Source organism: Paenarthrobacter sp. YJN-5 (assembly GCF_015040095.1).
In the GTDB taxonomy this organism is placed as follows: domain Bacteria; phylum Actinomycetota; class Actinomycetes; order Actinomycetales; family Micrococcaceae; genus Arthrobacter; species Arthrobacter ureafaciens.
The window spans coordinates 278308-301760 of the sequence record NZ_CP053545.1; the positions used below are offsets into that span (position 1 = coordinate 278308).

Consider the following 23453-nt stretch of genomic DNA (forward strand, 5'->3'; position numbering starts at 1 on the left):
TGGTCCCGTACGGGGCCTCTGGCGCCATGTCCCCCGTGCACGGACGAGCCCCCGTCCGCGTGGTGCGGACGGGGGCTCGGGATGCTGCGGGCTGACTGTCTCGGGCTGCCGGGGTGAGTTCCCGGAGCAGTCAGGAGCCGACGGAAATCCGGTAGGACTCGTACCTGGTGACGTCCCAGTTGGCGACGAACTCGGGGTTGAGCGCGGCCTTGAAGGACTCGTCGGTCTGCGGGACGAGCGCCACCTGCGGGATGAACATGCCTCCCTCCTCGAGGGCGACCGCGCACCGCACGCAGTACGACGCCGGATGGGCCTTCGCGCCGTTGCCGATGTTGGTCGGGTCGAACATGCCCGCCAGCGCGGCGGGGACCGGCTCACCCTCGTGCACGGTCGACGGGCACATCACCACGGCATCGTTGGTCGACGGCAGCGAGGCCGACGCGAAGGGGTTGAACGAGGCGACCGCGGTGACGGTGCCGGGCTCGACGACGGTGAAACCGGCATCGACGATCTGCAGCGGGCACGCCTCGACGACGGCCGGCCACGTGTCGGGCCCGTGGTAGGTGACGTGCACCGGGAACCCGGCGTCCCACCAGGGCGCGACCTTCACGCCGTGGGCCCGGTAGTGCGGCGGCATGGCGAGCTGCGCGGCGTGCCCGGCCGCGGCAGCGGCCTTCCCCCACGGGAGGTCCGCGGGGATGTGGACGTGCAGTGCGTGCTCCGGGGCCTCGTCGACGGGGACGTCGGGGAGCTCGGAGGTGGAGGTGAGCTGCAGGCGTGCGATGTCGGCGGGGATCTGGTCGACCGCGGTCGGCACGCAGGCGCGCACCTCGACACCGTCACGCTTCACGGTGATGCCGGGGCCGGCGGCCTCGGCACGCGTCCAGGCGGCACCGCGGGCTCGGCGGCAGTGCTTGCGAATGCGTCCGTCGGTCCAGCGGGCGATGGCGTCCTGCCACTCGCCACCGTTGACCGCGCGAGGGTCGCCGAGCACAGCTGCGACGGCGGTGGCCGCGAGGGCGGCGACCTGCTGCCGTGAGGGCGGGGAGGCCTTCTCCACGCGCACCACCAGCTGCATCGCCCAAGGCGTGTCGCCTTCGGGGTCGGCGTACGCCGAGACCTCGCTCTCGCGGGTCGGGACGGAACCGGTGGCAGTCACCGGAACGTCGCTGTCATGTGGTTGAGGAGTCATGAGCGCCACCGTGCAGGCTGGAGGGTCAGTTGAAACTGTTGCCGAACGGGTCGGCGCCGGGCGCCGGCGCACCGGCACCGAAACCACCTCCGCCGAAGCCGCCACCACCGAAGCCGCCTTCGCCACCGAAGCCGAAGCCGCCGGGAGCAGCCGGTCCGCCGCCGTGACCGCCACCGTAGCCGCCGTCACCGTTCGGGATGACGAGGCCGGCCGTCGGCTCGGTGCGGTCGGAGTCCACGAACCGGGTCTGCGCGCCGTGCCAGTCGACGTACGCGGTGACCGGTGCGGGGCCGCCACGGTTCTTCCCGACGATGAGCTCGGCCTCGGTCTCCGGTACGGCCTGGTTGTACAGAAATTCGCGGTACGTGAAGATCACGACCGACGCGTCCTGCTCGATTGACCCCGACTCGCGAAGGTCAGCGAGCATCGGCCGCTTGTTGGGCCGCTGCTCCAGGCCACGGTTGAGCTGGGAGAGCGCGATGATGGGGATCTTCAGCTCGGAGGCCAGCAGCTTGAGCGCGCGGGTGATCTCCGAGACGTCCTCCTGACGGTTCGCGTCGCGTCGCTTGCCGGAGCCCTGCATCAGCTGGATGTAGTCGATGACGACCGCACCGAGCTCGGCGCGGCGCGACATCCGGCGAATCGCCGAGCACACCGCTGCGATGTTCGGGTTCGGGGCGTCGTCGATCTGCATGCGGGACTCGTTGAGCTTCTCGATCTCCCGGGCGACGATCTGGTCCATGCCCTCGGGGATGCGGTTGCGCATCAGCTCGCCGAGACCGACACCGGACGCGGAGGCCAGCATGCGCATGCCGATCTCGTCGTGCTCCATCTCGTAGGAGAGCAGCGGCACCATCGTGTCGGTGGTGTCCGCGATGTGGCGTCCGATCTGCACGGCGAGGCTGGACTTGCCGGTCCCGGGGCGGCCGGCGATGACGATGAGCTGTCCGGGCTGGAGGCCGCCGGTGACCTCGTCGAGGACCTTGAACCCATAGGAGTGCCCGACGAGAAGGGAGTCGCGGACCTTCGCCATGCGAGCGGTCACGCCGGCCATGACCTGCGCCATCGTCTTCATCGTGGAGCCCGACTTGGCGTCGGAGACCGCGTACAGCGCCTGCTCGGCCTCGTTCACGAGGTCGGCGGAGTCACGCTCGCCGGAGCTGGCGGACGCGGCGATGGATCGCGCGGCGATGGCGAGGCGCCGACGGACGGCGCGGTCGGCGACGATGTCGACCCAGGTGGGGAACTCGGCGACGGCTGCGCCGAGAAGACCTTCGCTCGTCTCGGTGAAGTCGGCTCGGCCCGCGGCGATGTTGCGGACCGCCTCGATCCCGCCGGCGCGGCGCAGGGAGCCGGCGCGGGTCATCTCGTCGATGACGGTCACGACGTCGACTGCTCGGCCGGAGGAGTCGCAGGCGAGCATGGCGTCGAAGATGAGCTCGTGCGCGACGATGCCGAAGTCGGCGCCGCTCAGCTTCTCGGCCACCTCGTCGAGAAGGGACTGGTCGGTGAACAGGGCGGCGAGGACGCGGGCCTCGGCGGCGAAGTCGACCGCGGAGACACGGTCGGAGGGCTCCGGGGAAGGTGCGTGCTGGGACGGCGGGTACGGCTGGTCGTACGGCGCGAGCTCCGACCCGTGGTCCGGGCCGTTGTCCGGGGGAGGCGGGGCGTCCTGGTAGTCCTGCACGGTGCTGCTCCTGATCCTGGTGGCCCGCGGGTCGGGCCTTGTGGTGGTGGTAGCGGGCACGGTCCGGCTCGCCTGCGGGTCGTCAATGGGCACACGTGGGCCTCGCGTGCCCGACGGGGGAGTCGGAGCGGCACCATCAGGCGGGACAGGCAGGCAGGCAACGGAGCAGACAGAGCCGGGAGTCGGCGAATCAACCGAATGGCTTGATCTGGCGCCAGGTGAAGCAGCGAACTCCGCCTGACCCCCGGGGTGACTGCCGGCGCGTCGGCGGTCTGCACCATGAGGTGCATGGAGACTTTGCCCCGCGCTGCCCGCCCGGCCCCCACGTTGGACGACGTGCGTGAGCGGCTGCAGCGCCCCGACGCTCGGGTGCTCGTGCTCACCGGCGCCGGGGTGTCTGTGGCGGCCGGCCTGCCGACGTACCGCGGCAACGGGGGCCTCTACAAGGACGGCGGCGTGATCCCGCTGACCGCCTCCGACGCCACCTCGCGCAGCATCCACAAGGTCTGGCAGCACGTCGGAGGCCTCCGTGCTGGCGGACCCACCCCGCTGCACCGCGCGCTCGCCGCTCTCGGTGACACCGCCCGCACCGTGACGGTCGCTACGCAGAACATCGACGGCCTGCACGCCTTCGCCGGGTCCACCGAGCTGGCCCTGCACGGCACCATCGCTCGTGCCCGCTGCCTCAACCCAAAGTACGAGCACGCAACCGAGGTGCGCCTCGAGACGATGCCGCAGTCACCCGAGGACGTCCCCCGCTGCCAGGAGTGCAACGCACGTCTGCGACCCGACGTGGTCCTGTTCGGTGAGCGGCTGTCGATGGCGGTCTGGTCGCGGGCATGGCGCGCCTCCGAGGAGGCTGACGTCGTGCTGGCCGTCGGCACGAGTCTGCAGGTGCACCCGGCAGCGGACCTGGTGCTCGAGCCCGTGTCCCGTGGCATCCCCGGCGCCTGGCTGGACCTGGACCCGGCCAGGATGCTTCCCGATGTCGACGTGACCGTCCGCGATGCTGCGTCGAGGCTCGTCCAGGTGCCAGGCGACTGCCAGGTCACCCTGCCTGCGCTGCTCGGGTTGTGACCATCCAGGTTGTGGCCGGTTCGCGCAGCTAGCCCTGCGGCGGCGTCAGAGGGACACGGTCGGCATGGCTGCGGCGAGATGTCCGGTGTGGAGCATCGCGCGGGTGAGCGCGGTGACGCTCTCGGCGTCGGTGATGGCGCCGAGAGCCATCATCTTGATGACGTCCCGGACGTCGACGAACGTGTGCCCGAGCAGGTCTCCCTCGGGCGTCTCGGCCTCGCCAGCAGCCGGACGGCAGCCGCGCGCGACGACGATGGCGTTGCGGTGGCACACCAGGCCGCCGAGGACGTTCATCGTTCCGATCAGCTCCACCGTGCTCGGCTCGAGGTGGCACTCCTCCTTGAGCTCGCGAGTGGCAGCGGTGACGGGATCTTCGCCCGGGTCCACCCCGCCTCCGGGGACCTCGACGAGCACCTCCGCGAGCGGGTACCGGTCCACGGTCACCAGACAGATGCGGTCGCGGGTGTCGAACGCGACGATGAGCGCGCCGGTGCCCTTCGCGGTGACGACGCCGTAGAGGCACTCGGTGCCGTCGGGGCGGATGGCGATGTCCTCCCGGACGCTGAGCCACGGGTTCTCGTACACGACCTGGGAGGTCTTGGTCCCCCAGTTCGACGCAGGCAGCTTCAGGGGCTCGGTGGGCTCAGGTGAGGTGCCGGGCTGAGCCGGTAGCGGGGAGGTGGAAGACATGCCCGGGGACCGTCCTGACCGGAGAGCTCGTGGCCGTCAACCGCGACAGGGCAAGCACGCGCGAGCCGCTTGCGCTGGAGACAGGGAGGGGCACGGTGTCCCGCATGACCAGCAACGAGACCGCGACCTCGCCCGAACCGACAGCACCCCGGGTGTCCGAGGCGGCCCCGGTGCCGGTCGTGCGCGCGGGCGCGCCGCGCTGGGTCCGGGCCCTGCACCCGCTGGCGCGCAAGCTGGACTCCCTCCCGTTCTCGCCCTCGCAGCTGGCCAGCCGCGCCGACGACGCCCTGTGGGAGCGTCGCCAGGCAGCAGGTGCTCGCAACGCCGAGTGGGCGGCCATTGAGGAGCGCCGCACCACCGGAGGGTCCGCGAAGGTGCTGCTCGACGACCACCTGAACTGGGGCCACTTCGAGCGGCAGCGCGAGATCGAGACCGAGCTCGTGCCCGACCCCTGGTGGCTGCCCGTCGCCGCGCGCGCTGAACGCGCGAAGCTCTCGGACCTGACCGCTGTGCTCGTCGAGACGGTCGACCGCGTGCGCCGCGGATGGGTCGCAGCCGACGCCTACAACCTCGGCACGAGCCTGCCGCGCCACGTCGGCGAGCAGCTCGCCTGGCTCGCCGACAACGCCTGCGGGTGGCCGGCTGGATCGAAGTACGCCACGTTCGAGGACTGGACCGGCGAGCTCCGGCGTCACGCCGTCGTGCTCACCACCGGCGGCTACGGCGACCCGAACGAAGCAGACCGGCTTCTCGACGTCTGGCACGACGCCCGCATGGCCAGCGACCGGACCGGCGAGGTAGGGGACGAGGTCCGCACCGACCTGGCGTGGAAGGAGATGCAGGACGCCGAAGCGGCCGCCGAAGCCGCGGTGAAGAGCTCCCTGCGCTGGGTGGCCGACAACCTCGGCGCCCTCTGGGACTGACCCCGCCGGCCGCGGCCGGGTCCCATCTCATCCAGCGCCCATGCCCACCGGTCCTCCTTGGGACGGTGGGCGTTTGCGTGCCCCGGACGTGGCCCGGACGGTGCTGGACATCGCACCCAAACCACGACCCTCAAGGAGGGCTCATGATCGATAATGTTCTGGCTGGGCTTCACGAGCGCTTGCTCGAGGCCTGGTCGTCCGAGACCACGGCCGACCCCGACGGGTACGCCGACCCCGACGCGACGAAGTCGTACGGCCAGTGCGCCGTCACCGCGCTGGTCATCCAGAACCGCCTCGGCGGCCAGCTGATGCGGACCACGGCCGACGGCGTCAGCCACTACTTCAACCTCCTGCCGGACGGCACGACGGTCGACCTGACCCGGGACCAGTTTCCGGTCACGGCACGCTTCACGGAGGTAGAGGCCCGCACGCGTGACTACGTCCTGTCGCACCCAGAGACCCGGCGTCGCTACCACCGCCTCATTCGGCGCCTGCACGGCATCTCGGTGCAGGAGCAGCGCGTCCGAGTCCTTCGCGACCGCGAGTTCGAGGCTCTCGCCGGGAGCCAGGCATGACCACACTCGAGGTCATCCTCATCTGCACGAACGTGTGGATGCTCGGCGTCCTGGCGATCGTCGCCATCGAGGAGGCGAGGCGCTGGTCACGCGAGGAGAAGCTCGCGCTCGTCTTCTGGTTCGCCTGGGTCCCGTTCGCGCTCAGCGTCCGGACCTACCGCCGCTGGCGGTGGCGCTGCCGCGACTGCGGTCGCCGCGGTGAGTCGAAGAAGTACTACTACATCCACCGCCAGGCACGCTCCAACTGCCCCGGCACCTCCATTCCCAACCCGTACGAGGCGACCTCCTGAGCGAGACGCCTCAAGCACCGAACCCGCCCGAGCAACGCTCGGGCGGGTTCGTCGTTTCTGGCTGCGGGGAGCCGGTCGTGCTCAGCCGGCCTCGGGCCACGGGGTGGTGCGAACCATGTCCATGGCGCGCTGCAGCACAAACGGGTCAGCCTGGTTGTACAGCCACGGGCGACCGAACCACACGAACCCGTCGACGTTGCGGGCCGCGAGCTCGGCGACGTCGGCCGGCAGGCCCCACTGCGGGTCCCCGGGCCTTGCGGTCGGCGGGATGCCGAGGGTGACGCACCGCTTCATGCCAGGGCGCGAGCACGTGCGGGCGTTGTCCTTGAGCTCTCCGGGGGCCGACGGCTTCATGTCGAGCCAGTTGGTGGGCTGTCCGGACTTCGCAGTGTCGACGATGAAGTGCTTCTCGCCGTACCCGCGTGCGCGGAGGTGATTGACGATCTGGGAGCCGAGGCGGATGTTGTCGACCGGGCCGGTGTAGTGGGTGGAGTCCATCGCGAACCCGCGAGCCCACTTGATGCCGGTGCGCTTGAGGATGCCGGCGCAGCGCGCCGCGGTCGCGCGGCGACCGTTCTCGCACCAGTCGGCTGCGCCGGCGTCGATGTAGACCGACGTGTTCGGGAGGTTCGACAGCGTCTTGGTGGCGAAGCGCAGCAGCTTCGAGGTCGTCTTGATGTCCGGGACGCACCACAGGAACGGGCCGTCGGGCTGCATGACGATGAGGGTGGGGGAGTCGCCGATGCCGGCAGCGAGGTTGCGGATCCACGTCTTGTAGCTGGCCTGCTCGACCGGCGTGGGGACGCGCGTGCAGGCGTCGTGCTCCCACGGCTTCATGCGGAACACCGCCATCTGCGACAGCGTGGTCGGGTTCCCTGCCTGGGAGTTCACGATGTAGTCCTTCGCGCGGGACTGGATCTCGTGGTCGGCGAGGAAGTTGCCGTACCACTTCGTGCGCGGGCGAACGCGGATGGTGTCGAGGGCGGCGCGCGTCTGCGCGTTCGCGGACTCGTAGACGTTGTACAGCTGGTCCTGGGGGCCGTGGTAGACACCCCAGAGGCGGTTGGCGAGCGGGTTCGTCGGGTTCTGCGGGTGCGCCGGCTGCGGCGCCTGCCACGGCGGGAGGGATACGCCGGCGGCCTGCACCGGAGCGGTGGCGCGCTTCTTCGCGGCCTGCTGCTTCGCCGGTACGCCGCCGGCGGGCGACGGCGACGCGGTCGCTGCGACACCCGGGAGAGAGTCCGTGAGGGCGGCCGCGGGGGTGAGGATGGCGGAGGGGATGACGATGGCGAGGACCGCGAGCAGCTGCTGCACGGCGAACGGGATGGGGAGCACGGGAGGCCTGTTTGAGGGCCTGGATCTTGCGCGGCCGAGGTGCCGATGGGGGTGGGGCAACGTCGAGTCGCTCATTCGAGTGCCTCCCCGCGGTCTCGTGTGGGTCTATCCCGAAATATTGCAATATTTCAGGGCTTCGGCCGCGCGCCGGTGACCTTCTCGATGTAGTCCCGTACAGCTTCGTCCAGGACGGCGGCAATCGTGGTGCCCTGTTCGTCCTTGTACGTTGAAAGCCAGTCGAGCAGATCAGGGTCCAGTCGATTGGTGAAGGTGACGAGTCTCTTCTTGGGGCGCCGGGCCAAGTGCTGCGGGTTGCGGTCCTGCCTGGCCTCCCCCATCGGCTGCGCAGCGGCGGCCGACTCTTCGCGGGCAGCGCCGGCGGCGACCGCGCCGACGACATCTTCGCGGGGTGCCCTGGACAGTGGAATCTGTGGCTGGCGTTTGACGCTCATCGAATGTTCAGCTCCTTCTTGATGGCGTGGGCGTGGAGGGTGAATGCTTCAGCCGCCTTCGCCGCACCGCGGGATGAGATGCGCGTCAGCGGAACACGAGCCGACTGCCCGTCAGCGATGGCAGTCGTGCGTGGGATCTCGGGTTCAACCACAGCCTCCCCGTAAGCATCGACGAGGGCCTGCCGCTGGTAAGCGTGCTCCGCGGTCCTGGCGTAGCGGTTGATCACAACTTTGGGCTCTCCGAGGGACCGGTTGTACATGGCGCTCCCCCGCACTCGGTCCACGAGCTCGAGATACTTCACCACGCCTTTGACGCTGAAGGCTTCAGCGTCAGCCACAACTCGGGTCTCGTTGGCATAGATCAGTCCGTTCAGCGTCAGTCGGCCAAGGGCCGGCGGCATGTCCAGGAGGATCACGTCGTACTCCTCGTCTATCCCGGAACCGTCTGCTGCGTTGCGGAGCCGCTGCTCTGGAGCCATGAGGTTCTCGGCTTCAATCCGCGCCAGCTGCTCGTCTCCGGGCAGCAGACTGATTCCTTCGAAGTCCGTGGAGACAACAACCTGTCCGAGGGTTCCGGCCTGCTCGTTGTAGACAGCATCGAAGATGGTCAAGTCGAATTCGGTCTGATTGCCCACGAGCACATCAGTGAGGTTCCGCTGCGGGTCGAGGTCGCCGACCAGGACCCGGCAACCGATGATCTGGAGCGCGTTGGCGAGGTTCAGAACGTAGCTGGTTTTGCCGACCCCGCCCTTCCTGTTCCCTACCGCGATCACATGGGCCATCTGGCATCCTTCCAAAGTCCTTGTTGCACTATTGCATTCTTGCTTGCAATACGGCGGTATTGCTTGCCGTATTGCAAGCACCCTATCTCCCGTATTGCATGCTTGCAAGGTGCAATATTGCAAGCAATACGACCTAACCGGTGTCTAGCATGCCGCACGGATGTTCCACATCCCTTCGGCATCGGCGTACATGCCGGGGGGCGGCCAGTATTCGTCTATCTCCGGGTCGTAGAGGTCTGCTTCTGCCAACTGGTGGTCTGGGTGGTGGCGGTCGAGCCAGGCATGCCAGGCGGCGCGTTGCTGGCGGTGGAGGGTGAGCTGTGCGGCGACGTCCTGGTCGGCACCGAGTCGCTGGGCGAGCTGGGTGAGGCTTGTGGTGTGTGTGATGTGCCAGCGTTTGTCCTGGTCGCGGTGGAGCATGCCGAGCGCTGACATCTCGGCCAGAGCGCGCTCGGCGGTGCTGGCACCGATCTTGGCCTGCTGGGCGACCTCCTTGGTGGTGGGGGAGAGGCGGCTGCGTTCGATGACTTCGTAGGCGAGTGCTGCGGCGGGACCCAGGACGCGGAAGACAGGTCGCATGGCGTGGATCTTGCCCTGCCGCCAACTGAGGGAGCGGGCGAGCTCACGGTACTGCTGAGGGAGTTCCACGAGGTAGACGTCGGCATTGCGGTGGCGCGCGTCCGCGACCTTGGTGACCATGCCATCCGAAAGCTGCGCCAGGCGACGCAGGAGCCTTGCCACGGTGCTGTGGTGCTGTCCCAGGGCAAGTGCGAAGGTCCGGCAGCCGACGTCGAGCGTATTGGTCTCCATGGTCCTCATGTAGGCCAGAACGCCCCTGATGAGGAACCGCAGGCCAATCCCCTCGCGGCCGTACTTCTGGAACCGTGCATCGAGTACCGCGTAGAGCACGTTCTCCAGATCGTTGACCAGCTGGTGAAGTGCAGCCACGCTGAGTGCCCCCCCGGTGGGTTTAGTGGGGCTTGTGTCGCTTTTAGGGGCAGTTCTCTCCCCTCTTCCGCTGGCGGTGAATTCGAGGGCCTTTGCCCACTCCGCCTCGAGGAGCCGGGTGAGCTGGGCGGGGGACTGGTACAGCGCGGCAAGGCCCCGGAACTGGCCTGCGAGCTCGCCACGAACCTGCTCCAGGGTCCAGCCGCACGCGGCGAAGTGGTTCAGGACGGCCATGCGGGCCTCTGAGGGGGTGCGGTAGCGGGCCGTGTCGAACAGGCCGGTCTGGGCGATCGTGCGCAGCGGTGACTGCCATCCGCCGGCCGGGGTGCAGAGCCGGGGCGCACTGGCGTCCTGCGGCGGCCGGGGGGCTGCTGCGGTCTTGGCCCGGAGCGCGGCCTCTTGGCGGTTGCGGCGCAGCTCGGGGACGAGTGCCCTGTGGAGCCGGTCGACGTCGCCGCTTGTATTGCGCCGCCTGAGGATGTCGTAGGCCGAGGACAGGGGAGTGACGAGCTGCTGGCGGCCGCCGCGCTTGTGGAGGGCGCCAGGGACGCGGATGCACCCGGTGGAGGGGTTCTGGTGCGGACTCGCGTCCATGCTGGGGGCGGTGCGGGCGAGAGCAGCCACGAGCTCGCGTGCCTCTGCCCCGTCCATCGGTTCGGCGAGGGGCACGTACAGGGGTCGTTTGCGGGAGAGGGCGAAATCCTACGCTAAGGCTTTGGCCAACGATATTCTCCGGTAAGATTGATGTTTTCCCAGGGGATAGGAGAAGTCGCTTGATATCTAGTATGACGTCTGTCGCACCTGCTTGATCGCGGCCGCGATAGCTAGATCGCGTTGCTCCTCTTCTCCATCCGCGTTCCAAGCTGCGGAAAGGCACCCATAAGCGTACGCCTGGTCGAGCAGGCGACGCGGATCGACGTCCAGCGCACGAGAGAATGCGTCCGCCATCTGTGCAATGCGTCTAGGATCGAGACAAAGGTCGTCTCTGTCAGCCGGATCGTAGAACATATTGGCGGCGCCAAAGCCCACTTCACCGACCAGACCGACGGGATCTATCACCAGCCAGCCGCGACTGGAGAACATGATGTTTTCATGATGCAGATCGCCATGTAGCCCACGCAGTTCCGAGGCATTGCTCATCATTTGATCGGCTATAATCGCCGCGTGGACGTAGTCAGTTTGACAACCTGCGTTTTGATCATCGCGCGCCCGCTGAAACAAAGCTGCAAAGCGATCCCGGATCGGGAGAAGGGCAGAAGGCAGGGGTTCCTCAGATGCGGCATACAGCTTCGCCATTAGTTCCGCTGCAATTTCGGTCGCCTGGTAGTCGCCGTGCTCGGCAACGATGTGAGAGAGCATTCGCTCCCCGGCATATTCGAGCAACATCAGATTGTTCTCACGACCGAGCAACCGGACTGCTCCCCTCCCATTGCGCCATACCAGATAGTCGGCCCCGCGCAGTTCATCAGCAATGTCTTCTATAGGTTTCAATCCCTTGACGATTGCAGGAGTCCCGTCTGGCAATGAAACTTTCCAAACGAGGCTGGAAAAGGTGTCCGCAATGAGAACAGGTTGCGAAACGTGCCAATGAGCAGGAAAAACAGGCGGCATGAACATCAACCCCAAGTCAGAGGGTCCAATCGCAGATAGAAGGCAAGGCGTTCGCGGTCGGGGGCTTCGATCCCCAATACATTGAATAGGACAGCGAAGGCGCGCTCTGCTTCATCTGGCGCTGCCCAGTTCTCTTCGGCGTTAGCAATCATGAGTGCCAAATCGGCATAGCGATCTGCTGTTCCGAGCCGCCCAAGGTCGATCAGACCCGTGCATTGAAGAGTTTTAGGGTCCACCATGAAGTTCGGCATGCAGGGATCACCATGGCAAACAACCATATCGGTGCGCTCTTGGTCGAGCCGCACCGGTAGCTCTCGTTCGACACGAGCCAAAAGATCGAGCTGCGGCGTACTCTTGTCCTCGTCCGGTAAGAAGTCGGGATTGACGGCATTGCGGGACACCACATCAACGGCGCGTCCGAACATTCGCGACAGCCTGCGCTCAAACGGACATTGATCAACCGATAGGCTGTGAACAGCGCCAAGTTGCTGCCCCATTGACGGCCACGCTTTGAGCAAATCCGCTCCAGACAGATCAGCCGCCGGTACTCCCGGAATTGCCGTTATCACCAAGCATGCACCCTCCTGTTCCTCCTGCCAGTTGATCACCTCGGGGCAAGCCACACCTCGACCTTTGAGCCAAATGAGGCGGTCACGCTCTCCAGCGAGCTCACCGCGGCGGGAAGCAGGTGCGATTTTCGCGAAGGCATGCCCGTCACCACGTCGAAAAACAAAATCACCAGATTCTCCGCCTCTGACAGGCAACCAGTCAGAATGCGATTCACCAAAAAAAATATTAGTTCGATTCAATGGAGGTTCCTTCAGTTTTCTGATGAAGCGCGGAGGTGGCTCAACCTGCGAAAAGAAACGAGTTGCTATGGACTTGCACCGGTTGTGTTCCGGTCTATCTCTCATTTTAAGCGGCTTTTTTCTCAAATGCCACCGGCGATTTCCAGCCGAGTGTTGAATGTCTTCGGCGTGGATTATAAAAGCCATTTATATATTCGAAGATTGCAATCTCAATATCTCGCCTTGTTTGCCAGTGTCTGCGCCAAATCAACTCAGCCTTTAATGATTTAAAGAAGCTTTCTACTGCGGAGTTATCAAAACAATTGCCTTTCCCGCTCATGGACGGCAGCAATTGATGTTTGAGCAGTAGCTTTTGATATTCATGAGCGCAATATTGGCTCCCACGGTCTGTGTGTTGAATACAACCCGGTGGTGGTTTGCGTAAAGCCAACGCCATATTCAGTGCCCTTAATGCAAGATCCTGCTTTAATCGATCACCTGTTGCCCAGCCAATCACGCGACGGGAATACAGGTCAAGGATAACAGCAAGATAGACCCATCCTTCTCTGGTCCAAACATAAGTGATATCGCCTGCCCATTTCTGGTTGGGTGCGCTTGCGCTAAAGTCTTGTTTTAATAGGTTCGGTGCAATGTTGAAGGTATGATGACTATCCGTTGTCCGTTTGAATTTACGCGTTCGAACAACTGTAATGTTATTCTGGCGCATCAAACGTCCAACCCGACGCTGCCCAACCTGCAGGCCCAGCGCTTTCAACTCTTCTGTCATACGCGGCCTACCATAGCTCCCCAAACACAACCGATGCTGCTCACGTATATGCGCTAGAAGTATAAGATCACGACGCTGGCGCAGTGATGGAGGACGGCGTTTCCATGCACGTAAACCACGATCTGTTACGCCCATCAAACGACATATGCGTGAACGTGAGAGAGAGCCACGGTAATCCGTAATAAACTGAAATCTCACAGCTTTTGTACTGCGAAAAATATTGCTGCCTTTTTTAATATCTCCCTCTCCTCCCGAAGGATACGGTTCTCTTTGCGTAAACGTTCATTCTCACGCAGAAGATCAGTGTCTTGGGTAGGAATTTTAGTTTCATCGGAAATTGATGCGATCCATTTCCCAAGCGTGGAAAGCCCAATACTTAAATCTGACGCAACTTGACGGCGTGTTAAGCCACTAGTGAGTGCTATGCGAACTGCATCACGCTTAAATTCATCACTATGCTTTAATGACATATATGGTCTCCTTGATAACAAATAATGCTCTCAAAAAGACCGGAACGAAACCGAGGCAAGTCCACTACGTAAGTCCGAGAACATGCTTTCCATGGTCTCTGAGCTCGCCTTTGGGACCGACATATCGGTAGAGAGTGACGCGCTCGATGCCGAGTTCCTTGCAGAGATCGGAAACTGAAGTATCGCGCTGGGCCATGGCGGCTTGCGCGAGACGCACCTGAGCTTTGGTGAGCGCGAATTTTCGTCCGCCCTTGCGACCGCGCGCTCTCGCGGAGGCGAGACCCGCCATGGTGCGCTCTCGGATCAGATCCCGCTCGAACTCGGCCAAGGTGCCGAAGATTCCGAACACCATGCGACCGGACGCAGTCGTGGTGTCGATCTGAGCGCCCTTTCCAGTCAGAACCCGCAGGCCGATCTTGCGGTCTGACAGCTCCTTCACCGTGTTGACCAGATGGGCAAGCGATCGTCCGAGGCGATCGAGCTTCCAGACCACCAGCACATCGCCGTCACGCAATGACTTGAGGCAGGCAGTCAAGCCAGGGCGATCATCACGACCGCCGGAAGCAAGATCATCATAGATATTGTCCCGTTCGACACCTGCGGCGCGCAAGGCGTCGTGCTGCAGGTCGAGAGACTGCGAGCCATCGGCTTTGGAGACGCGGGCATATCCGATCAGCATGTATCACAAACGTTGGTTTGAGGCGGCGCTTCGGCCACGATTGCATTGACCTCTGGAAATGTATCTCAACCAGCTTCATAAACAAAGCGTCTTGAACGCTATCAGATTTTGAAAAAGGAACATGTATGCCGCGTCGCGTCACTCTAACCGATCGGCAGAAAGACGCGCTGTTGCGCTTGCCGACTTCACAGACGGATTTGCTCAAGCACTATACGCTGAGTGATGAAGACCTTGGGCATATCAGGCTGCGTCGGCGCGCTCACAACAGGTTCGGCTTCGCCCTGCAATTGTGTGTCCTGCGCTATCCCGGCCGGGTGCTGGCTCCAGGCGAACTGATCCCTGCAGAGGTCATCGAATTTATCGGAGCGCAGCTTGGCCTGGGTGCCGACGATCTCGTAGACTATGCTGCCCGCGAGGAAACACGGCACGAGCATCTTGCCGAGTTACGGGGGCTCTACGGCTTCCGCACCTTCTCCGGACGTGGTGCGAGCGAGCTGAAGGAATGGTTGTTCCGAGAAGCCGAGATGGCGGTGTCGAACGAGGATATCGCCCGTCGCTTCGTAGCCGAGTGCCGACGCACCCGCACTGTCCTTCCCGCGACATCCACGATCGAGCGGCTTTGTGCCGCGGCTCTCGTCGATGCCGAGCGACGCATCGAGACGAGGATCGCCAGTCGGCTGCCTATGTCGATCCGAGAACAGTTGCTGGCATTGCTCGAGGAGACGGCTGATGATCGGGTGACCCGTTTTGTGTGGCTGCGCCAGTTCGAGCCTGGCTCGAACTCTTCGTCGGCCAACCGGCTGCTCGACCGGCTCGAATATCTGCAACGCATCGATCTCCCCGAGGATCTGCTTGCCGGCGTTCCTGCCCATCGGGTGACTCGTCTGCGCAGGCAGGGTGAACGGTATTATGCCGACGGCATGCGCGATCTCCCGGAGGACAGGCGGCTTGCGATCTTGGCTGTTTGCGTCTCGGAATGGCAGGCGATGTTGGCCGACGCAGTGGTCGAAACCCACGACCGGATCGTCGGCCGTCTCTACCGTGCTTCGGAGCGTATTTGCCATGCAAAGGTCGCAGACGAAGCGGGGGTGGTGCGTGACACCCTGAAATCCTTCGCCGAGATCGGGGGCGCCCTGGTCGATGCACAGGATGATGGCCAGCCGCTGGGCGATGTCATCGCGAGTGGGTCAGGGTGGGACGGCTTAAAAACCCTTGTTGCAATGGCAACCAGGCTGACCGCCACCATGGCCGACGATCCGCTCAATCATGTGCTCGACGGTTATCACCGCTTCCGCCGATACGCTCCACGCATGTTGCGCCTGCTCGATCTGCGAGCTGCGCCCGTTGCACTGCCGCTTCTGGAAGCGGTGACGGCCCTTCGTACCGGTTTGAACGATGCCGCGATGACCAGCTTCTTGCGGCCCAGCTCGAAATGGCATCGCCACCTTCGGGCCCAGAGGGCTGGCGACGCTCGCCTATGGGAGATCGCGGTGCTGTTCCATCTGCGCGATGCGTTCCGCTCCGGAGATGTCTGGCTTACTAGGTCCCGGCGCTATGGCGATCTGAAACACGCACTCGTTCCGGCACAATCCATCGCGGAAGGCGGTCGTCTCGCTGTGCCATTGCGGCCGGAGGAATGGCTGGCAGACCGGCAAGCTCGCCTCGACATGCGGTTGCGCGAGCTTGGCCGTGCCGCTCGCGCAGGCACGATCCCGGGCGGGTCGATTGAAAACGGCGTTCTGCATATCGAGAAACTCGAAGCCGCCGCGCCGACAGGCGCCGAAGATCTGGTGCTCGATCTCTACAAGCAGATCCCGCCCACGCGCATCACCGATCTCCTGCTGGAGGTGGATGCGGCGACCGGCTTCACCGAAGCGTTCACCCATCTGCGCACAGGAGCACCCTGCGCTGACCGGATCGGGCTAATGAACGTTATCTTGGCGGAAGGGATCAACCTCGGCTTGCGCAAAATGGCGGATGCGACAAACACCCACACCTTCTGGGAATTGATCCGCATTGGACGGTGGCATGTCGAGGGCGAAGCCTATGACCGGGCGCTGGCCATGGTGGTCGAGGCACAGGCAGCGTTACCCATGGCCCGGTTCTGGGGCATGGGCACGTCGGCTTCGAGCGACGGACAGTTCTTCGTCGCTACAGAGCAAGGTGAGGCCATGAACCTGGTCAACGCGAAATATGGCAATACCCCGGGCCTGAAAGCCTATAGCCACGTCTCCGACCAATATGCGCCGTTCGCAACCCAGGTGATTCCTGCAACGGCAAGCGAAGCGCCTTACATCCTCGATGGCCTGCTGATGAACGATGCTGGACGCCATATCCGCGAGCAGTTCACCGACACGGGCGGCTTCACCGATCACGTCTTTGCCGCATGTGCCATTCTCGGCTACCGGTTCGCTCCGCGCATCCGCGACCTGCCATCCAAACGGCTCTACGCGTTCAATCCGTCGGCCGCCCCGGCGCACCTGCGAGCGTTGATCGGCGGAAAGGTCAACCAAGCCATGATCGAGCGCAATTGGCCCGACATCCTGCGCATCGCCGCCACCATTGCTGCCGGTACCGTCGCGCCAAGCCAGATTCTGCGGAAACTCGCCTCCTATCCGCGGCAGAACGAGCTCGCGACAGCCCTGCGGGAAGTCGGTCGCGTCGAGCGCACCCTGTTCATGATCGACTGGATTCTGGATGCCGAACTCCAACGGCGTGCCCAGATCGGGCTCAACAAAGGCGAAGCTCATCATGCGCTGAAGCGGGCAATCAGCTTCCACCGCCGCGGTGAAATCCGCGACCGTTCCGCCGAAGGCCAGCATTACCGCATCGCCGGCATGAATCTGCTCGCCGCCATCATCATCTTCTGGAACACCATGAAGCTCGGCGAGGTCGTTGCAAACCAGAAACGCGATGGAAAGCTGCTATCGCCCGATCTCTTGGCCCATGTTTCGCCGCTCGGATGGGAACACATCAATCTCACCGGAGAATATCGCTGGCCAAAGCCTTAGCGTAGGATTCCGCCCCCTCCCGCAAACGACCCCTGAAAACCAGTTGGGCGAGCAGGCACTGGAGCTCAAGGAGTACCGCACCCACGTCTGCGCCACCCCGGACACGCGAGACTTTTTCGCTGCCGGCGACTCAGAAGACTCCGCCCCGGTGGCTGCCCCCGCCCCCGTAGCGAGCCCTGGCACCGAGGAAGCATCCCCGATCATTGCTGAACTGCGCGCCGCCCTTGAGGCAGAGCGGGGTGTCAGCGCAGGGCTCCGCGCCAATCTCGAAGCTGAACGGAACGTCAGTGCAGGACTCCGCGGTGAGATCGGCAAGCGCGATGACGCCCTGGACGAGGCCGACGGCAAGCTGCGCACCGCCAACGAAGCGCACACGCGCTACGTCCGCGAAGCCCAGGAGACCTTTGACCAGCGCCTTTCCGAGGGCGTACGGGCCGCCGAGGCCGGTATCCGGGTGGAGGCAGTGCGCATCATTGAAGCGATCGCCGCAGACAACCCCGCACTGGCCGAAGCAGCCGACCTGTTCACCGTGGCTTTCCCGGCAGAGGCCTCCGGCGAAGAGATTCGCCAGGACCAGGCTGTTCCGGCACCGGAAGCCGACGCGCCCGCGCCATCGGAGGACTTCTTTGCCGGCATTCCCGCCCCACACCTGGCACCGGCACCGGAGGCGCAACCGGCCTCCGCTGAGGACGACTGGGAGCAGGTGATCGCGGCAGCAGCGCCCTCAGCTCCGGAAACCCGGACCGATGAAACCGCGCCGGAGCCCATGACCCAGGTGCTTATCCCGGCCCCGGACCTGCACAGCGACGCCATTCTGGACCCGAGCTTCTTCGACACACCGGCGCCGCTGGATCCGCCAGCTGGTGAGTCGGCGGAAGCCCCTGCGCCCGAAGAAAAGCAGGCCGAGGCACCCAAGCCCGGGCTGGGGCTCTTCGGGCGCAAGAAGGAAGCCCAGAACGCCTAAGGCGAGACCTGACAAAAAGGCCCCGGCAGAAAACCTGCCGGGGCCTTTTTCGTGTCCAGATGCGGTCAGGCCCTGCCGGCCATGTTGGACAGCTGCCGGGACTGGGAAGCCGCCAGTGCGGCACCTCTGAGCGGCCGTCCGTTCTCGTCGTAACCCGAATCGCCCATCAGATCGGCCATCGGGTCCCGCATGGCAGCGCGCCGGGTCGCGACATCGTCCTGGTCCTCCGGAGATTCGAAGGCGTCCTCCAGCTGGGCCATCTGTGCCTTGGTCGGCTCCGGCTGCGACGTCTTGGGCACGCCCAGCTTCTCCAGCCAGGCGCGGTAGTCGGCCACGGAGGCGAAGTAGGACTTGAAGATGGCCGGCTCGTCACCTTCAGGCTCGGAGGAGCCGACACCGCGGGAGGCGCCGCTGTCGGAGCGGACATTCTCGGGGATCAGCGGCACACGGTCCGGGTCGGAGAAGACCAGTCGGCGGTTGCCCTCGGTCGGCTTTGCACCCAGGAGCAGTTTGTGGTGCAGGTTGGTGCGCAGGGACGGGTCGATGCCGGTGTTCGCCGACGCCACCTGGGTGGCCAGTAGAAGGAAGACCCCCGTGAAGCGCAGCTCGGCAGCGACCCGCTTGATGCCGTTTTTCAGGATCTCCTTGAACAGGTTGGTCCGGTTAGCGTCGGCCGCCATGTCCTTGAGAAGCTGCGGGGCGTCCTTGCCGGCCTTGGGCACCGACTCGAGCGCGAACAGGCCTGTCAGCTCGTCGACCACCACGATGAGCGGTTTCAGGGCCGCCGACTTGGGCAGGTCTTTCCAGTCGTTGACGCCGTGGCTCTTGATGAGCTTGGATCGGCGTTCACCTTCTTCCATGATGAGCCGGATCGCTACCGCGGACTGGGCGGGGGAGGCGCATCCCCAGCCGCCCGGTCGGACGAAATCCTTGACCCACTCAAAGTCAGCGCTCTTCGTCGGCAGGTCGATGATGGCAAGTTCGGCGCCCTTGGCCAGCCAGGTCGAGAGGTAGCAGTTGATCGTGACCGACTTACCGGCACCGGAGGTACCGCCGATCTGCAGATGCGCGCCGGCGTTCATGTCCAGGTAGAACGTCTCGCCGACGGTTTCCCCTGCCGGCGGCAGCTTCATGCCCAGCGGGATCTTGAAGGTCTCCTTTTTGGTGTGGTCAAACTTGACTACGGAATCCATCGGCGTCGGGATCATCGCCGGGAACGTCGGGGGAGCGGACGGGATGATCGACGCGGTGAGCTTCTGGGCGTTCACCTTCACGTACCAGCCATCCCGGCCGACGACGCTGGTCGCGACCTCCTCCAGCTTGGAATCATGCTTGGAGGGCATGTAAGTGCGCGGCAGCTCCAGATCGAAGCCACCATCGCGGCGCGGCTTCACCTGGACCTCCCAGGGCTTCACTCCCAGGGCCAGTGCGGCCGCGCCCCGGCAGCGGGCGGTCTCGGGGCTCAGCTGGGTCAGGACGGCCTTGCCCAGGAACGGCTCGAACTTCGTCATCTCCCAGCCGTCCCCGTGCTGGTCGGCCAGCTTAACGGCCATCTTTTCGCCGTCGTTGGGCTTCACTGACCGGGGGAGCCGGACCTCCTTGGTCTTGGACTTGTCGTTGTGGCTGACTTCAGTCACGGCCACCTGCCGGGTCGCCACAGCCATTCCGTCCTCAATGGAGTCGACCTCGAAGCCCTCACCGTGGGTGTCGGTGATCTTCTTCATCAGCTGGGCCATGTGCCGGGCCGGATCGAACCTGTCGGGAAGCCGCACCCGGATGCGTTCAGTGCTGGAAGCCACGCTGTGCTGGCCTTTCGTCTCGCCAATGTCTCTACCCGGAAACATGCGTAGACGACGGCGTTTCGGCGGACTCATGCGGCCGCTGGGGCCTCCCGAAGGGGAGAGGCTAGCAGGGCGCGGGCTTTCCAGGGCGGGCCGGTCAGGTGGCTATACTTTCGGCAACAGGGCCGGCAGCGACGGGGGACTGAAGTGTCTGATTACTGCGAATGCGGAAACCAAGCGACGTTCCGGTGCCGGTGCACCGCGACGATCTGCACGTCTCATATGTACCACCCCCAGACGTACCACAACACCGCCCTGTTCCAGGCCGCCCGGAATCACGAGGGCAAGCCGTCTCACGCACTGTTCATCGCCCTGCATGAAGCGTGGGCCCCAGTCGGCACATTGTGTTCCCGCTGCTACGCACGGGCTACCGACAAGGTGGCGGCCGAGTATGCGCGGGCTTTTCGGGATCACACCGACGCGCGGCCGGAGACGATCGCCTCGGTCCTGCTCCGGAATGAGTCATGGACAACCGGCAGAGAATGGCATGTCAGCGAAACGGTGGGGCAGAAGACCCTGCGGGCCGCCGGGCACCATGTGCCATGGTCGCACCCGGATTCACTGGACACCGCTGGCCGGCTGTTTGCCAGCAGCCAGGGCGAGCCGCCCCAAACGCTGATCCGAGTGAAGCATTTCACCGAGCGCAGGACCTGGACCGGACGGACGGAACGGGTCGAATCTATCATTGACCTGGCGCCGATCAGGGCGTGGCCAGTCTCGGCAACCTACACCGATGACGGCTACAGCGAGTCAGCGACAATTTTTGTCGGAGCGAGCGGGGTCCGCCATCCAGCTCAGCACGGCCGGCCGGAGCACGGCATCTACTTTTACGCTCCCCAGTACGCGGAGGAGGCGAGGAAAGTCCTCGAAGGCCCATTCCGCCCGGAGGCCAGACCGGGCTTCTTTTTCAGCAAGGAGCAAGCGATCGCCAAGGCACTCACGAGCAGGTTTTAGCGGGCCGGGCAGGACGCTAGCGGCGCGCGAACACCTCGAGCGCCGACCCTAATCGGAGGGGATCGTTGAGCAGATCAACGGGCCGGGCCCCCTGCAGATCCGTGGACGGCGTGATCATCCACGGCGTGAAGTAGTCGTGCGGGATCTTCAGCTCCATGGCCCGCTCGAAGAGCCCGGTCACGGCGGGGTGCAGGCCGCCTGCGGCCGTGAACTGGAAGCCGGGGCAGTAGGTACCCTCGCCGATGAAGACGCGGACCAGTCGGCGCAGCAGAGGCTCAGGGTCTGCGGTCTGCTCTCCGAGCTTCTGCTGGACCTGTTCCAGGGACGGCAGGGTGAACTCGGCTTCGATGGCGGCCCAGACGCTCTCGGGCACTTCGCCGCGCATCGCCGGTATTCGGGCTGGTTCAGCCTTCACAGTCGGTGCAGTACGTGTGGCCGTTTTTCTGCCGGGCGATCTGTGAGCGGTGCCGGACCAGGAAGCAAGACCAGCAGGTGAACTCATCGGCAGCCTGGGGGACCACGTCGACGGTCAACTCTTCGGCGATGAATTCTCCCCCCGGGGTCAGTCCGTCCAGTACGTCTGCTTCATCGAGCTCGAGGACCACGGACTTCGCATCAGGGGCCTTCGCCGACTGCAGAGCCTCAAGGGAGCTGTCCTGGGATTCCTTGACGTCAGTGCGGAGCTCGTCGTAATCAGTTGCCACTTCGGTGCATCTCTTTTCTGCTGTTCGGATTGCTCGGAAAGCAACGTACAGCACGGTGCCCGCATTCCCTAGTCGCGGGTCTCTCACAACCAACTCCGCTCCCTAACGGCTGCCGCTGACGGGACAGGAGTGCAGAGCCCTTGCAGCATGCCGGCTTGCGGAACACCACTGTAGAAGGCCCTGCTCTATGTAGCTGATGCAGCCTTCCGGATGAACCAAGGCACCCATGGTGAGGCAGAATTGGCTTATGTGCGGCAGATACGTGATGTCCAAGGCTACTGGTGACCTGCTGAGCCATTTTGAGGCAAAGGAAGTGGAGGGCGCCCCGCCACCTCCCAGCTGGAACGTGGCGCCAACGCAGGCCATACCCATCGTTGCTGAGCGGCTGGACGAGGGCAGCATTGACAGGCACCTGCTGGTCGCCCGCTGGGGCCTCGTGCCTTCGTGGGCCAAGGACATCAAGATCGGCGCAAAGATGATCAACGCTCGCAGCGAATCGATCCTGGAGAAGCCCTCGTTTCGAAAGGCCGCCGTCAAGCGTAGAGCAATCGTCCCGGCGGAGGGCTACTACGAGTGGCAGAAGACCGAAGACGGCAAGAAGATCCCCAACTACCTCTACTCCGAGAATGAGGACCTGATGGGCTTCGCCGGCCTGTACGAATGGTGGGCAGACCCGTCGCTGCCCGAGGACGACCCTGGCCGGTGGCTGCTCAGCTGCACAGTGCTCACCACCACCGCACAGGACGCCCTGGGCCACGTGCACGACCGCAGCCCGGTCATCATCCCGCGGGACCGGTACGCCGAGTGGCTCGACCCGGACCTGACCGACAAGGGCGACATCCAGCATCTGCTGGACTCCCTGCCGGAGCCGACTTTGGTCCCGCGCGTGGTCAGCACCAGGGTCAACAGCGTCCGCAACAACGGTCCAGCGCTGATCGAGCCCGCACCCATCGATGAGGCGAGCTAGTCCCATCCGAGGTCGTCTAGGCTGTCCCATGTGAGGGTTTCGAAAACCGATGTGATAGCCGGGCTGCCGGCCGAGCTGGCCCGCGCCATCTGCCGTAAGTTCCGCGGCCGGGAGACGGTCGCCGAGATCGCCGAGGACCTGCTCGCCGGCACCGGATTCGACCTCCAGACTGTCTTCGCTGATCTGGAAGCTGCCGGCTACCTTGAGAAGATCCGGACCGACCAGGACGGGGACGTCTGGTGGGATACCACCATTCTGGGCAACTCGCTGGCGATGGCCAGCTTCGGTAGGCCCATCAGCCGTAAGACCGCAGACCGGCTCGTCGTCGAGCTGCTGGGCCGCGCCAGGGCATACAACGCGGATACGTCCAAGCCGATGTTCATCGACACGCTGCGGGTCTTCGGAAGCTACCTGGATCCCGAGGTCGACCCTGTCGGCGACGTCGACATCGAACTCACCTACGGCCGGCGGATCACTGACCAGGCGGCACTCAGGGCCTACACCAGGGCCAGCGGCAGATCCTTCAACACCTACATGGACGAGCTGATGTGGCCGTCGCAGGAGCTCTTCCTGTACCTGAAAAAGCGATCAGCTTTCATCAGCATCACCCTTGAAGACATCACACTGCTCACTGCCAACTTCAGGACGATCTACCGAATCGACGACGACCGGCAAGCCGTCGTGCCAGCAGATCGAACCTTATTCGGCCGGTAAGCGGCCGGCCGT

At 64.6% G+C, this 23453-nt stretch carries 23 protein-coding genes; 9 read left to right on the forward strand and 14 right to left on the reverse strand.

Annotated features, from left to right (window positions below; all coding sequences use genetic code 11):
- Positions 1–130 precede the first annotated feature (130 nt).
- Both HMI59_RS22840 and HMI59_RS22845 read right to left on the reverse strand, forming a co-directional pair.
- On the reverse strand, positions 131–1192 hold the full coding sequence (locus tag HMI59_RS22840; protein WP_193593897.1) for a hypothetical protein: 1062 nt from the start codon (positions 1190–1192) through the stop codon (positions 131–133).
- 25 nt (positions 1193–1217) lie between these two features.
- A complete protein-coding gene (locus HMI59_RS22845; protein WP_370583594.1) occupies positions 1218–2972 on the reverse strand; it encodes a replicative DNA helicase in 1755 nt (584 codons plus the stop codon).
- Positions 2973–3167: 195 nt separating this feature from the next.
- Here HMI59_RS22845 and HMI59_RS22855 point away from each other — a divergent pair, with 195 nt between their 5' ends.
- Positions 3168–3956: a Sir2 family NAD-dependent protein deacetylase gene (locus HMI59_RS22855; protein ID WP_193593900.1), complete on the forward strand. Its 789-nt coding sequence runs from the start codon at positions 3168–3170 to the stop codon at positions 3954–3956.
- A gap of 45 nt (positions 3957–4001) precedes the next feature.
- Here the strand turns inward: HMI59_RS22855 and HMI59_RS22860 are convergent, their stop codons facing one another.
- Complete coding sequence (locus HMI59_RS22860; RefSeq protein ID WP_193593901.1) at positions 4002–4646, reverse strand: NUDIX hydrolase; 645 nt, start codon at positions 4644–4646, stop codon at positions 4002–4004.
- Positions 4647–4750: 104 nt separating this feature from the next.
- Here HMI59_RS22860 and HMI59_RS22865 point away from each other — a divergent pair, with 104 nt between their 5' ends.
- From HMI59_RS22865 to HMI59_RS22875, 3 genes are all read left to right on the forward strand, one after another.
- Positions 4751–5569, forward strand: coding sequence for a hypothetical protein (locus HMI59_RS22865; protein ID WP_193593902.1), 819 nt, complete (start codon positions 4751–4753; stop codon positions 5567–5569).
- A 143-nt stretch (positions 5570–5712) separates the two neighbouring features.
- Positions 5713–6144, forward strand: coding sequence for a hypothetical protein (locus HMI59_RS22870; RefSeq protein WP_193593903.1), 432 nt, complete (start codon positions 5713–5715; stop codon positions 6142–6144).
- The gene (locus HMI59_RS22875; RefSeq protein WP_193593904.1) at positions 6141–6434 is read left to right on the forward strand and encodes a hypothetical protein; all 294 of its coding nucleotides are present in this window, start codon (positions 6141–6143) and stop codon (positions 6432–6434) included. Before HMI59_RS22870 ends, HMI59_RS22875 begins: the two co-directional genes overlap by 4 nt.
- 81 nt (positions 6435–6515) lie before the next feature.
- On the opposite strand, the gene HMI59_RS22880 is transcribed toward HMI59_RS22875, so the two are convergent.
- The 8 genes from HMI59_RS22880 to HMI59_RS22915 all read right to left on the reverse strand — a co-directional run bounded on the left by HMI59_RS22880 (position 6516) and on the right by HMI59_RS22915 (position 14286).
- On the reverse strand, positions 6516–7769 hold the full coding sequence (locus HMI59_RS22880) for a glycoside hydrolase family 6 protein (protein WP_193593905.1): 1254 nt from the start codon (positions 7767–7769) through the stop codon (positions 6516–6518).
- A gap of 128 nt (positions 7770–7897) precedes the next feature.
- Positions 7898–8221, reverse strand: coding sequence for a hypothetical protein (locus HMI59_RS22885; RefSeq protein WP_193593906.1), 324 nt, complete (start codon positions 8219–8221; stop codon positions 7898–7900).
- Entirely contained in the window at positions 8218–9003 is a 786-nt protein-coding gene (locus HMI59_RS22890) for a ParA family protein (protein ID WP_136611063.1), read from the reverse strand. Before HMI59_RS22890 ends, HMI59_RS22885 begins: the two co-directional genes overlap by 4 nt.
- 144 nt (positions 9004–9147) lie before the next feature.
- Positions 9148–10620 carry a hypothetical protein gene (locus HMI59_RS22895; RefSeq protein WP_193593907.1) on the reverse strand — a complete coding sequence of 491 codons (1473 nt, stop codon included), beginning with the start codon at positions 10618–10620 and terminating at the stop codon, positions 9148–9150.
- Between the two features lie 111 nt (positions 10621–10731).
- Positions 10732–11568, reverse strand: a complete 837-nt coding sequence (locus HMI59_RS22900) for an aminoglycoside O-phosphotransferase APH(6)-Id (protein WP_000480968.1) — start codon at positions 11566–11568, stop codon at positions 10732–10734.
- Positions 11568–12371 (reverse strand): aminoglycoside O-phosphotransferase APH(3'')-Ib, encoded by an 804-nt coding sequence (gene aph(3'')-Ib, locus HMI59_RS22905; protein ID WP_001082319.1) that lies wholly within the window; start codon positions 12369–12371, stop codon positions 11568–11570. Before aph(3'')-Ib ends, HMI59_RS22900 begins: the two co-directional genes overlap by 1 nt.
- A 106-nt stretch (positions 12372–12477) precedes the next feature.
- Positions 12478–13607, reverse strand: a protein-coding gene (locus tag HMI59_RS22910; RefSeq protein WP_085959879.1) for an IS3-like element IS1133 family transposase whose coding sequence is annotated in 2 segments (ribosomal slippage) — positions 12478–13361 and positions 13361–13607 — 1131 coding nt in all. Because the reading frame shifts where the segments join, the coding sequence is not laid out codon by codon here.
- 64 nt (positions 13608–13671) lie between these two features.
- On the reverse strand, positions 13672–14286 hold the full coding sequence (locus tag HMI59_RS22915) for a recombinase family protein (RefSeq protein ID WP_193593888.1): 615 nt from the start codon (positions 14284–14286) through the stop codon (positions 13672–13674).
- 125 nt (positions 14287–14411) lie between these two features.
- On the opposite strand from HMI59_RS22915, the gene HMI59_RS22920 reads away from it, so the two are divergent.
- Positions 14412–17297, forward strand: coding sequence for a Tn3 family transposase (locus tag HMI59_RS22920; protein ID WP_001138082.1), 2886 nt, complete (start codon positions 14412–14414; stop codon positions 17295–17297).
- 43 nt (positions 17298–17340) lie between these two features.
- Entirely contained in the window at positions 17341–18261 is a 921-nt protein-coding gene (locus tag HMI59_RS22925) for a hypothetical protein (protein ID WP_193593908.1), read from the forward strand.
- Between the two features lie 65 nt (positions 18262–18326).
- On the opposite strand, the gene HMI59_RS22930 is transcribed toward HMI59_RS22925, so the two are convergent.
- Positions 18327–20060, reverse strand: coding sequence for an FtsK/SpoIIIE domain-containing protein (locus tag HMI59_RS22930; RefSeq protein WP_193593909.1), 1734 nt, complete (start codon positions 20058–20060; stop codon positions 18327–18329).
- A gap of 264 nt (positions 20061–20324) precedes the next feature.
- On the opposite strand from HMI59_RS22930, the gene HMI59_RS22935 reads away from it, so the two are divergent.
- Positions 20325–21056, forward strand: a complete 732-nt coding sequence (locus HMI59_RS22935; RefSeq protein WP_193593910.1) for a hypothetical protein — start codon at positions 20325–20327, stop codon at positions 21054–21056.
- 16 nt (positions 21057–21072) lie between these two features.
- Here the strand turns inward: HMI59_RS22935 and HMI59_RS22940 are convergent, their stop codons facing one another.
- Both HMI59_RS22940 and HMI59_RS22945 read right to left on the reverse strand, forming a co-directional pair.
- Positions 21073–21471: a hypothetical protein gene (locus HMI59_RS22940; protein ID WP_227471664.1), complete on the reverse strand. Its 399-nt coding sequence runs from the start codon at positions 21469–21471 to the stop codon at positions 21073–21075.
- Positions 21461–21760 carry a DUF4193 domain-containing protein gene (locus tag HMI59_RS22945; RefSeq protein ID WP_193593911.1) on the reverse strand — a complete coding sequence of 100 codons (300 nt, stop codon included), beginning with the start codon at positions 21758–21760 and terminating at the stop codon, positions 21461–21463. The genes HMI59_RS22940 and HMI59_RS22945 overlap by 11 nt, the downstream gene beginning before the upstream one ends.
- Positions 21761–22007: 247 nt before the next feature.
- Between HMI59_RS22945 and HMI59_RS22950 the strand changes: the two genes are divergently transcribed.
- Together HMI59_RS22950 and HMI59_RS22955 are read left to right on the forward strand one after the other, a co-directional pair.
- On the forward strand, positions 22008–22727 hold the full coding sequence (locus HMI59_RS22950) for an SOS response-associated peptidase (protein WP_193593912.1): 720 nt from the start codon (positions 22008–22010) through the stop codon (positions 22725–22727).
- Between the two features lie 30 nt (positions 22728–22757).
- Positions 22758–23441, forward strand: coding sequence for a hypothetical protein (locus tag HMI59_RS22955; RefSeq protein ID WP_193593913.1), 684 nt, complete (start codon positions 22758–22760; stop codon positions 23439–23441).
- Positions 23442–23453 lie beyond the last annotated feature (12 nt).